Here is an 11661-nt window from a genome sequence, read left to right on the forward strand (position 1 = left end):
GCTGGTCCCGGTGCTCAGCTCGGGCACGGCGGCTCCCCTCCTGGTCCCGTAGAGCACCTGTTCCATGGCGGACACCAGGCGACGTACGTCCACTTCGGGGCGCACCACGAGACGCAGGAAGCGGCTGGAAGAACCGATCTTGTTGCCGCACTCGCGGACCAGGATCCGGTGCTCGGAGAGCAGCCGGTCCCGCACCACGGTGCCCTCGGCGCCGACGGGAAGGCGCACGAAGAGGAAGTTGCCCTGCGAGGGGTAGACCGTCAGGCCCGGCAGGGTGGAGAGCTGGCTGGCCATCTCCAGGCGGTCCTTGCGGACCTGGAGCAGGCTCTGCGCGTACTCGGCGCCGTGCTCCTTGAGCATGAAGACGACGTACTCGGCGAGCGCGTTGAGGTTCCACTTCGGGAGCATCGAGCGGACCTTGCCGGCCAGCGCGGGGTTGGCCACCATGTAGCCGAACCGGATGCCGTGCAGGCCGAAGTTCTTGCCCAGGCTGCGCAGCACGATGACGTTCGGCCGCAGCATCGCCTCCTGGACGACGCTGGGCTCGGCCTCGGCGTCGGCGAACTCCAGGAACGACTCGTCGACGACGATCAGGTCCAGGTCGGCCATGGCGTCCATGAACTGCACCAGTGCCTGCTTGTGGATGAAGCCGCCGTCGGGGTTGTTGGGGTTGCAGACGACGGCGACCCTGGTGCCCCGCTTGCGGATGAACTCGGCGTACTGCGCGAGGTCCAGCGCGAAGCCGTTGGACTCCTGGAGCGGGAACATGTCGACGCGCTTGCCGGTCTCCATCGGCTGGTCGGTCCAGCGGCCGAAGGTGGGGACGGGGACGGCGAGGGACTCACGGACCAGCAGGTGGTCGATCCAGGTGATCAGCTCCGTGGACCCGTTGCCCATGGCCACGGCCTGCGGGGGGAGCTGAAGGAGCTGGCACAGCTCGGCGGTGATGGTGTCGGCGCTGCTCGGGTAGAAGGTGATGATGTCCTTCAGCCGGGCGGCCATCGTCTCCACCATGGCCGGGGTGGGGAAGTAGGGGTTGCAGGGTACGCAGAAGTCGACAGGGCCGGTTCCGTCGCCCCCCTCGCGGGTCAGCGCCGCCATCGACGGGCTGTGAGCACCGCTGCGGAACAACGAGGTGACGCTGCCGGCCATGGAACCTCCGTATGAGGCGGGCCCGATGGGGACGTCCGGGCCCGTCGTCTTGGGCGGCCCGCGCGGGGGAGCACGGGCCGCCCTTGAGTACGGATGCGCCTGCGGCGTTGTTCAACCGTTGTGAAAGAAGTGTGTTTTCACGTTTCTTCCCCGGCGTGGGCGCGGCCGGCCCCTTACCAGCCGCGCCCACGCGCCTCACGCGTCGAACGAATGGACCGTCCGCGTCCGGTAGACCTGTCCCGGACGGAGCACCGTCGACGGGAAGTTGGCGTGGTTCGGCGAGTCCGGGAAGTGCTGGGTCTCCAGGCAGAGCGCGTCACCCTGCCGGTAGGTCCTCCCGCCGGTCCCGGTCAGTGTCCCGTCGAGGAAGTTCCCGGAGTAGAACTGCAGCCCCGGCTGGTCGGTGGCGATCTTCAGGGTGCGGCCGGAGCGCGGGTCGCGCAGCGTGGCCACGTGTTCGGGCCTGGCGGTGATGCCCTTGTCCAGGACCCAGTTGTGGTCGAAACCCTTGGCCTGCACCTGCTGCACGTGCCCGGCCCGGATGTCCCGGCCGATCGTCTTCGTCTCGCGGAAGTCGAACGGGGTGCCGCGCACGGTGGCCAGCTCGCCGGTGGGGATCAGGCCCGAGTCGGTCGGTGTGTACCGGCTCGCCGCGATGGTCAGTTCGTGGTCCTCGACGGTCCCGCTGCCCTCGCCGGCGAGGTTCCAGTACACGTGGCTGGTGAGGTTGACGACGGTGGCCTTGTCGGTGGTGGCCTCGTAGTCGATGATCCACTGGCCGCGCCGGGTGAGCGTGTACGTCACCTTCGCCTTGAGCGTGCCCGGGTAGCCCATCTCGCCGTCGACGCTGGTGTAGTGCAGGACGAGGCCGACGTCGGAGCCCTTCACGAACGGCTCGACGTCCCAGACGTGCTTGTCGAAGCCCTGGCTGCCGCCGTGCAGGCTGTTCACGCCGTCGTTGACGGAGAGCTGGTAGGACTTGCCGTCCAGGGTGAACCGGCCCTTGGCGATGCGGTTGCCGTAGCGGCCGATGAGGGCGCCGAAGTAGGGGGACTTCGCGACGTAGTCGTCGATGTTGTCGAAGCCGTTGACCACGTTGGCGTAGTGGCCCCGGCGGTCCGGCAGCTCCAGGGTCTGGACGACACCGCCCCAGTTGAGGACCTTCAGCCGGGTCCCGCCGTTCTCCAGCGACCAGCGGTAGATCTTCGTGCCGTCGGCGAGCTTCCCGAAGGACTCCTTCACCGGCTTCCTGCCTCCCGAGGCGGCCTCGGCACTCCCCGTGCCCAGGGTGGTGGCGGCGATGCCCGCGGCCGCGGCACCCGCGATGACTGTGCGTCTGTTCAGTTCCATGTGCGGCTCCTGCATATAGGAGGGGCCCCGCCTTCCGGCGGGGCCCTGACTGACTACGAACCGGACTTGCGCTTGTTCCACACGTCGAAGCCGACCGCCGCGAGGAGGGCGAGGCCCTTGATGACCTGCTGCCAGTCGGTGCCGACGCTGAGGAGGTTCATGCCGTTGTTCAGCACGCCGAGGACGAGACCGCCGATGATGGCACCGAGGATGGTGCCGACACCGCCGCTCATGGAGGCGCCGCCGATGAACGAGGAGGCGATCGCCTCCAGTTCGAAGCCGTCGCCCGCCTTCGGCGAGGCCGCGTTCAGCCGGGCCGCTACCACCAGGCCGGCCAGGGCCGCGAGCACGCCCATGTTCAGGAAGACGTAGAAGGAGACCTTCTTGTCCTTGACGCCGGACAGCTTCGCCGCCGGCAGGTTGCCGCCGATCGCGTAGATGTGCCGGCCGAAGACCGCGTTGCGCATCACGTAGCCGTAGCCGACGACCAGCGCGCCCAGGACGATCAGGATGATCGGGGCGCCCTTGTAGCTGGCGAGCAGCATGGTCATGACCAGGATGGCGGCGACCAGCGCGGTCAGCTTGAGCAGGAACAGCCGGGTGGGCGGCACGTCCAGCGCGAACTCCTGCTGGCGGCGCCGGTCCCGGAACTCCTGCCAGACCACGGCGGCGATCAGCACGATGCCCAGCAACAGCGTGATGTTGTGGTAGTTGGTGTTCGGACCCACCTCGGGCAGGAAGCCGTTGCCCAGGTTCTGCAGGCCGTTCGGGAACGGGCCGATGGTCTGCCCCTGGAGCAGGATCTCGGTGAGACCGCGGAAGAGCAGCATCCCGGCGAGGGTGACGATGAACGACGGTATGCCGAAGTAGGCGATCAACACGCCCTGTGCGGCGCCCGCGACGGCGCCCATCAGCAGACACAGCACCAGCGCGATCGGCCAGGCCACCCCGTGGTTGACCGTCAGTACGGCCGCGAAGGCGCCCACGAACGCCGTCAGCGAGCCGACCGACAGGTCGATGTGCCCGGCGATGATCACCATCATCATGCCGATGGCCAGGATCAGGATGTAGCTGTTCTGCAGCACCAGGTTGGAGACGTTGCGCGGCAGCAGCAGGTCGCCGTTGGTCCACACCGCGAACAGGGCGACGATCAGACCGAGCGCGATCAGCATGCCGTACTGGCGCATGTTGCGGCGCAGTCCGCCGAGGACCAGCTGGAGCAGGTTCCCGTCGGCGGCCGATCCGCTCTTGCCCGGCGGCGCGGGCGCCGGGCTCTTGGCGGTGACATCCGTGCTCATCGCGTTACCTCTTTGTCCTTCGTCATATGGCGCATCAGCACTTCCTGCGTGGCCTCGGCCCTGGGCACCTCACCGGTCAGGCGGCCCGCGGCCATGGTGTAGATGCGGTCGCACATGCCGAGCAGTTCGGGCAGCTCGGAGGAGATGAAGACGACCGCCTTGCCCTGGGCGGCGAGCTGGTCGATGACCGTGTAGATCTCGTACTTGGCGCCCACGTCGATGCCGCGGGTCGGCTCGTCCAGGATCAGCACGTCGGGACCGGCGAAGATCCACTTGCTGAGGACGACCTTCTGCTGGTTGCCGCCCGACAGCTTGCCCACCGGCTCGAAGACCGTCGGCGCCTTGATGTTCATGGACTTGCGGTAGCCCTCGGAGACCTGCCGCTCCTCGTGCTCGTCCACGATCCCGCGCCTGGCGACCTTGTTCAGCGCGGTCAGCGAGATGTTCCGGTTGATGGTGTCGATGAGGTTGAGGCCGTAGTGCTTGCGGTCCTCGGTGACGTACGCGATGCCGTGCCGGACCGCCTCGGCGACCGACTTGGTACGGATCTCCGTGCCGTCCTTGAGGACCGTGCCGCCGTCGTAGCGGCCGTAGGTCCGCCCGAAGACGTTCATCGCGAGTTCGGTGCGGCCGGCGCCCATCAGGCCCGCGATGCCGACGATCTCCCCGCGCCGGACGTGGATCGACACGTCGTCGACGACCTTGCGCTCGTGGTCGATCGGGTGCCGCACGGTCCAGTTGCGGATCTCCAGGGCCGGCGCCGCGTCCTCCTCGCCCTCGTACGCGGTGCGCTCGGGGAAGCGGTGGTCCAGGTCGCGGCCCACCATGCCGGAGATGATCCGCTCCTCCGTCGTCTCCTTCGACTTCACGTCGAGGGTCTCGATGGAGTGGCCGTCCCGGATGATCGTCACCGAGTCGGCGACCCGGCGGATCTCGTTGAGCTTGTGCGAGATGATGATCGAGGTGATGCCCTGGTTCTTCAGTTCCAGGATCAGGTCGAGGAGTTTGCCGCTGTCCTCGTCGTTCAGCGCCGCGGTCGGCTCGTCGAGGATGAGCAGCTTCACCTTCTTCGACAGCGCCTTCGCGATCTCCACCAGCTGCTGCTTGCCCACGCCGATGTCGGCGACGCGGGTCTCCGGGTGGTCGTCCAGACCCACCCGGCGCAGCAGTTCGGTGGCGTGCCGCAGGGTCTCCCGCCAGTCGATGAACCCGCCCTTGGCGTGTTCGTTGCCGAGGAAGATGTTCTCCGCCAGCGAGAGGTACGGCGACAGCGCCAGTTCCTGGTGGATGATGACGATGCCGCGCTGCTCGCTCGCCCGGATGTCCCCGAACGCGCAGAGCTCCCCCTCGAAGAGGATGTCTCCCTCGTAGCTGCCGTGCGGGTGGACGCCGGAGAGGACCTTCATGAGGGTCGACTTGCCGGCGCCGTTCTCCCCGCAGATGGCGTGGACCTCGCCCTGACGGACGGTCAGCGTGACGTCCGACAGCGCCTTGACGCCGGGAAAGGTCTTGACGATCGAGCGCATTTCCAGGACGGGTCCCGCCATGGTCTGCCTTCCAATCAGTGCTTGTCGATCAGGGCTCGGCGGGCTTACTTGAGCTGGGCGTCGGTGTAGTAGCCGCCCTTGACCAGGACGTCCTCGTAGTTGGACTTGTCGACGCTCACCGGCTGCAGCAGGTAGGCGGGCACGACCTTGGTGCCGTTGTTGTACGTCTTGGTGTCGTTGACCTGCGGGGTCTTCTTGTTCAGCACGTCGTCGACCATGGTCGCGGCGACCTTGGCGAGCTGCCGGGTGTCCTTGTAGACGGTCTGCGTCTGCTCACCGGCGATGATCGACTTCACCGAGGCCAGCTCGGCGTCCTGCCCGGTGATGACGGGCAGCGGCTGGCTGCTGGAGCCGTAGCCGTCCGACTTCAGCGCGGCGATGATGCCGATCGAGATGCCGTCGTACGGCGAGAGCACCGCGTCGACCTTGGCGGACTTGTAGGAGGAGGTGAGGATGTCCTCCATGCGGGACTGCGCGGTCGCGCCGTCCCAGCGGAGCGTGGTGACCTTGTTGAGCGCGGTCTGGCCGGACCTGACCACCAGCTGCTTCTTGTCGATGTACGGCTGGAGCACGCTCATCGCGCCGTTGAAGAAGTACTTGGTGTTGTTGTCGTCGTTCGAGCCGGCGAACAGCTCGATGTTGAACGGGCCCTTCTTGCCGCTGTCCAGGCCCAGCTTGTGCACGATGTACGTGCCCTGCTCGACACCGACCTTCTCGTTGTCGAAGGACGCGTAGTAGTCGACGTTCTTGGTGCCGAGGATCAGCCGGTCGTAGGCGATGACCGGGATGTGGGCGTCCGCGGCCTCCTGGAGCACGTTGTTCAGGGACTTGTTGTCGATGGCCGCGATGATCAGGCCCTTGACGCCCTGCGTGATCAGGTTCTCGATCTGCGAGACCTGGGTGTCCGGGTCGTCCTCGCCGTAGACCAGCTTGGTCTTGTAGCCCTTGGACTTCAGATCCTTGACGACGTTGTTGCCGTCGTTGATCCAGCGCTCGGAGGACTTGGTCGGCATCGCGATGCCGATCGTGCCCCCCTTGGCGCTGCCGCTCTCCTCCTTGCTGCCGCCCTCACTGCTCTGCCCGCACGCGGTCAGGGTGAGAGCGAGCGAGGCGGCCCCGGCTATGAGGGTGAGGGCGCTTCTGCGAGTACGCATGGTGATCGGTCCCTGTTCTTCTCGTCGTTGAGATGTTTCAAGCAAGGTCGGTTTGCAACGCCCTGAGGGGCAGCGCCCCAATGGGGCGCGGGGAACTGCGCGGCCAGCCACCGACGGCCCGCAGCCCCCGACGCACATCAAGCGGAACCCTCGACGGGGAACCGGCGCAGAACCCCCGGCAGCCGCGACCCCAGCGGCGCCATCTCCCCGTCCGCCCCGTGCCGCGCGAGCAGGTCCAGCGCGAGACGCCCCCGCCGCACCCGCTCCTTCGCGGTGCTGAGGGTCACGTCCCGCAGGTGGTTGCCCCACGGGTAGATGCCGGGGGCCTTGGACAGGCCGAACTTCAGGTACACCGGCGCCCCACGCCGGATCAGCTCGGCGACCTCGTACATCCGGACGTAGCCGCCGAGGTCGTCCGGGGCCTCGATGTACATGTCCATGGGGGCGCCGGACACCCGCCGGATCTCGGTGAGGTGATCGAGCGTCAGGTCGCTCGGCACGTTGATGGAGTCGGCGCCCAGGTGCTCGAAGACGGCGTACGACGCCGGGTTGACGGGACCGACCAGCGCCGAGACCTTCAGGGTCGTGTCGGCCGGGATGATCCCCGCCTGCCGGGCCCGGTGCAGCGTCCACAGCACACCCTCGTCGGCGACGAGCAGGCACTTGACGCCCAGCTCGGTCGCCCGGACGGCGTCCTCCACGCACCCCGCGACGGCGTCGTGGCCGCGGGCGCGCAGCCCGGCCCCGCGCGAGTCGGAGCGCACCGAGCCGCCGATGTCCCAGGTGCCGCGCGGACCGGTGAACAGGCAGAGCTCGATGTCCCGTTCGTTCGTCGCCTCGACCATCTCGGTGATCTCGGCGTCGGTGAGCATCCACACGCCGCTGCCCTGGCTGATCCGGTGGATCGGTACGTCGAGCCGCGAGGACTCCTTGAGGACGACGGCCAGCGCCTCGGGACCCTCGCAGGAGGGGATCTCGGTGCGCCACTTGCCGCCGCCCGGGAAGCCGTGGGCGGAGGCGTCGGCGGGGTCGAGGGCGGGCGCGCCCAGGCCGAGGGCGGCGAGCGCCTGCTCACCGGGTCGGCGGGCCGCCGTAGCGGAAGCGTCGGTCGTCACAAGCTGTCCTTCGTGTTCGGTATTTCGGACAAGGTTCGCGGCTCGGGGCAGAGAAAAAGCTTGGTGGCACGCCGGCCACGGCGAGGTCAGGGCACGCCGCGGCCGGCGTGCGACTACGGGCGGAGCAGCACCTTGCCCACCTTCGGATCGCCGGCCCCCACCAGCTCGATGGCCTGCGGGAACTCGGTCAGCGGCAGCTCGTGCGTGATCAGCGGCAGCGGGTCGAGGAGGCCGGCCCCGAAGACGCGGACCGTGTGCGACCAGGCGTCCGGCGGTGCCCCGAAGACGGTGTGCACCTCCAGTTGCCGTACGACGAGGTCGGTCGGGTCGAGACCGTCGGCACCCGCGGCCGGGATGCCGGTCAGGACCAGGCGTCCGCCGCGCCTGAGCAGGGAGGCGGCGGTACGCGCGGCGGACGCGGACCCGGCGGTCTCGATGACCACGTCGAAGTCCTCGGGCAGCTCCTGGTCCTTGGTGCGGAAGTCGGTGGCCCCGAACTGCCGGGAGAGCGCCTCCCGGTCGTTGCGGGTCCCGACCACCAGCAGCTCGCCCGGCGAGATCGCGTGCAGGAACTGCACGGCGAACATGCCCAGCGTCCCGGTGCCGACCACCGCGACCCGCTCGCCCGGCTGGGCGTTGCCCTTCAGGGCGGCGGCCGCGATGCAGGCGGCGGGTTCGAGGAGCGCCGCGGCCGTGAGGTCGGCGTCGTCCGGGAGGGCGTGCAGCAGGCGGGCCGGGAGGGTGAGGGTGGCGGCCATGGCGCCCGGCTGGGTGAAGCCGGTCTCCTCGTAGCCGTCGGTGCACAGGGTGGTCTCGCCGGCGTGACAGCGGTCGCACACCTGGCAGTTCCGGAACCCCTCGCCGACCACCTTGCGGCCGACGAGCGACGCGGGCACCCCGGAGCCCACCGCCGACACGGTCCCCGACCACTCGTGGCCCGGCGTCAACGGGTAGCGCACATACCCCTCGGGCCGGTTCCCCTGGTACACCTCACGGTCGCTTCCGCAAATCCCGACCGCGTGCACGGCGACCAGCGCCTCGCCGGGACCCGGCTCGCGGGGGGTGTGCTCCTCGACCCGGTGGGCGCCCGGCGCCTCGACGACGACCTGGGAACCCAGGACGGCGGCGGGGCTCACTTCGTGCCCTTCGGCCGGCGCTGTTCCCAGCCCTCGGCCCACAGGTCGAACCGGGCCTGCTGCTGCGGGAACTCGGCGGCCGCGTCGGCGTCGAACTCGACCCCCAGCCCCGGCTTGTCGGAGAGGTGGAAGTAGCCGTCCACGACCTCCGGCGCGCCCTTGACCACCTTCTTGATCTCGGCGTCGGCGAAGTCGTTGAAGTGCTCCAGGATCTTGAAGTTCGGGGAGGTGAACCCGACCTGGAGGGAGGCGGCGGTGAGCACGGAGCCGCCGACGTTGTGCGGGGCGACCAGCACGTAGTGCGTCTCGGCGGTGGCGGCGAGCTTCCGGGTCTCCCAGATGCCACCGATGTGGCCGACGTCCGGCTGGATGATGTCCACGGCCTGGCTCTCGAAGAGCTCGCGGAACTCGATCCGGTCGTGGATGCGCTCACCGGTGGCGACCGGGATGTCCACCTTGGCGGCGACCTTCTCCAGCGCCTTGAGGTTCTCCGGCGGCACCGGCTCCTCCAGCCAGGCCGGCTTGAAGGGCGCCAGCTCGCGCACGAGCCGTACCGCGGTCGAGGGCGAGAACCGGCCGTGCATCTCCAGCATCAGCTCGGCGTCCGGCCCGATGGCGTCCCGCACGGCCTCGATGAGGGACACGGCGTACAGGGTCTGCTCGTGGTCCAGCTCGTAGTGCCCGGTGCCGAACGGGTCTATCTTCAGCGCCCGGTACCCGCGCTCCATGACTCCCTGGGCGGCCTTGTGATAGGCCTCCGGGGTCCGCTCCGTGGTGTACCAGCCATTGGCGTAGGCCTTGACCTTGTCGGTCACCTTGCCGCCGAGCAGCTGCCACACGGGGACGCCCAGCGCCTTGCCCTTGATGTCCCAGCAGGCCATCTCGACGACGGCGATCCCGGACATGACGATCTCACCCGCGCGGCCGTAGTCGCCGTACTTCATCCGGCGTACGAGGTCTTCCACCGCGAACGGGTCCGAGCCGAGAATGTGGTTGGCCTCGGCCTCCCGCAGGTAGCCGATCAGCGCGTCGGTGTGACCGAGCATCCGGGTCTCGCCGACTCCCGTGATCCCTTCGTCGGTGTGCACCTGGACGTACGTCAGGTTGCGCCACGGCGTCCCGACCACGTGTGTGCTGATTCCGGTGATGCGCACGGCAGTAGCCCCTCAGCTGTTCGAGATTTCGTCACACGTTCGAAATGCTGGCGTGACAGTAAGGACGGTGCGGCGGGGGTGTCAATGGGGCGAACAGGTAACGGTTTCGACAAGGCTTTCGACAGTTTTTCGGTCCCCCACGAAACCTTCACAGAGGTGCCTGGTGATGTGACCCGCGGGGAACTTAGTCTTCCCGCGTCATGGACTACTGCCACCCGTGCCGACGGCACCTCAACGGCGCCCTCGCCTGCCCGGGGTGCGGCACCGCCGCCGAAACGCTCCGCGCGCCGGAGCACGAGGCGGTCGCCTCCGGACCGGCCGTGCCGGAGGGAACGTCCTACGGGGAGCCGGAGTCTGCCGCCGACGGGTACGGCCCCTTCCCGGACGACGGCGAGGGTGACGGGGCGGCCGGGGACGGCGCGGACGGCGGGGATGCCGGGAACGGCGAACCGGCGGCGGGCGGCCGGGCCGGACGGCGCCGGGCGGCCCGCGGACGTGGCGGCCGAGGCCGCGGGCAGGCCGCCGGGACCACCGCCGAGGATCCCGAGGAGCCGTCCTCCGGCCCCGACGGAAGCCGTCGCGACCGCAAGGCCGCGGCCCATCGCCGGCGGCGCCGCAGGGTCCTGCTGGTGGCAGTGGCGTGCGTCCTGGCGGCGGGCGGCCTGAGCCTCGCCGAACTCGGCACGGACGCCATGCCGTTCACGGCCCCCGACACGGCCTCGGGCGGCAACACGACCGACGGCGGGACGTCGACGTCGTCCCCGGGCCCGACGGCCGAGCCCCTGGGCGACACCTCCGGCGCGACGGGCGCGAAGGGCTCCGCCTCGGCCGACCCCTCCGCGTCCCCCTCGCCGTCCGCCTCGAAGGACCGGCCGTCGGACTCCCCGTCCGCGTCCGGGAAGGGCGCGGACCCGCAGTCGGCGACGACGGGTTCCGGCCCGGTGACGGCCCCGACGGCTGCCCCGGCCACCACGACCGCCTCGACGCCGACGGCGGACCCGACGACGTCGCGCCCGACCCCGGCCCCGTCCCCGAGCCGGACGTGCAACCGGTTCCTGTGGTGGTGCACCTGACGGGAGCGTCCGCCGGGCGCGCCCCTTCGGCGGTGTGCGACAGAGTCCGCCAAAGCAAATCCAGCAAACCTGTCACATTCGGCGAACCTGCTCCGTCGTAGGGGTGTAACCCACTGGGCCACACCACAGGGAGCACTCATGGAAGCCCGCCTGAACCTCTTCGCCAGCCCCGCCGGCAACAAGCTGATCAAGGCCTTCAACGGCGCGGGCAGGGCCGCCGAGGGGACGTCGATCCCCGCCGCCACGCTGGAACTGGTCAAGATCCGCGCCAGTCAGATCAACGGCTGCGGCTTCTGCCTCGACATGCACACCAAGGACGCGGCCGAGGCCGGTGAGACCCAGCAGCGCCTCCACATGGTCGGCGCCTGGCGCGAGGCGACCGTCTACACCGAGGCGGAGCGCGCCGCCCTGGAACTGGCCGAGCAGGGCACCCGGATCGCCGACGCGGCGGGCGGTGTCCCGGACGCGGTGTGGGAGAACGCGGCCAAGCACTACACCGAGGAAGAACTCGTCGCGCTGGTGGCGACGATCGCCCTGATCAACGCCTACAACCGGCTGAACGTCATCTTCCAGCAGCCGGCCGGCGACTACCGCCCCGGCCAGTTCGCCTGACCCACCCCACCACGGGCCGACACCCCCGGGCCCCGGCCCGTGGTGGGGCGACCGCCAGGTGCAGGGCGTG

The 11661-nt window shown here is 69.4% G+C and carries 10 protein-coding genes; 2 read left to right on the forward strand and 8 right to left on the reverse strand.

The features are described 5' to 3' along the window. The 8 genes from AB0M11_RS39970 to AB0M11_RS40005 all read right to left on the reverse strand — a co-directional run. Positions 1-1152: histidinol-phosphate transaminase (locus tag AB0M11_RS39970; protein ID WP_365713647.1), on the reverse strand; the 1152-nt coding region annotated here is incomplete at its 3' end. A 195-nt stretch (positions 1153-1347) separates the two neighbouring features. Continuing rightward, complete coding sequence (locus AB0M11_RS39975) at positions 1348-2502, reverse strand: aldose epimerase family protein (protein ID WP_365713649.1); 1155 nt, start codon at positions 2500-2502, stop codon at positions 1348-1350. 53 nt (positions 2503-2555) lie between these two features. Beyond that, entirely contained in the window at positions 2556-3800 is a 1245-nt protein-coding gene (gene mmsB, locus AB0M11_RS39980) for a multiple monosaccharide ABC transporter permease (protein WP_365713651.1), read from the reverse strand. Further along, complete coding sequence (gene mmsA / locus AB0M11_RS39985; RefSeq protein ID WP_365713653.1) at positions 3797-5347, reverse strand: multiple monosaccharide ABC transporter ATP-binding protein; 1551 nt, start codon at positions 5345-5347, stop codon at positions 3797-3799. Before mmsA ends, mmsB begins: the two co-directional genes overlap by 4 nt. A gap of 44 nt (positions 5348-5391) precedes the next feature. Continuing rightward, positions 5392-6501: a multiple monosaccharide ABC transporter substrate-binding protein gene (chvE, locus tag AB0M11_RS39990; protein WP_365713654.1), complete on the reverse strand. Its 1110-nt coding sequence runs from the start codon at positions 6499-6501 to the stop codon at positions 5392-5394. A 137-nt stretch (positions 6502-6638) separates the two neighbouring features. Then, complete coding sequence (locus AB0M11_RS39995; protein ID WP_365713655.1) at positions 6639-7616, reverse strand: hypothetical protein; 978 nt, start codon at positions 7614-7616, stop codon at positions 6639-6641. A 113-nt stretch (positions 7617-7729) separates the two neighbouring features. Beyond that, positions 7730-8734, reverse strand: a complete 1005-nt coding sequence (locus AB0M11_RS40000) for an alcohol dehydrogenase catalytic domain-containing protein (protein WP_365713662.1) — start codon at positions 8732-8734, stop codon at positions 7730-7732. 14 nt (positions 8735-8748) lie between these two features. Then, a complete protein-coding gene (locus AB0M11_RS40005; RefSeq protein ID WP_365713656.1) occupies positions 8749-9906 on the reverse strand; it encodes a mandelate racemase/muconate lactonizing enzyme family protein in 1158 nt (385 codons plus the stop codon). Positions 9907-10106: 200 nt separating this feature from the next. On the opposite strand from AB0M11_RS40005, the gene AB0M11_RS40010 reads away from it, so the two are divergent. After that, entirely contained in the window at positions 10107-10979 is an 873-nt protein-coding gene (locus tag AB0M11_RS40010) for a hypothetical protein (protein WP_365713658.1), read from the forward strand. Positions 10980-11117: 138 nt separating this feature from the next. Then, a complete protein-coding gene (locus AB0M11_RS40015) occupies positions 11118-11591 on the forward strand; it encodes a carboxymuconolactone decarboxylase family protein (protein WP_365713660.1) in 474 nt (157 codons plus the stop codon). Positions 11592-11661: the final 70 nt, after the last annotated feature.

Origin of the sequence: Streptomyces sp. NPDC051987 (assembly GCF_040680735.1) — a bacterium.
GTDB lineage: Bacteria > Actinomycetota > Actinomycetes > Streptomycetales > Streptomycetaceae > Streptomyces.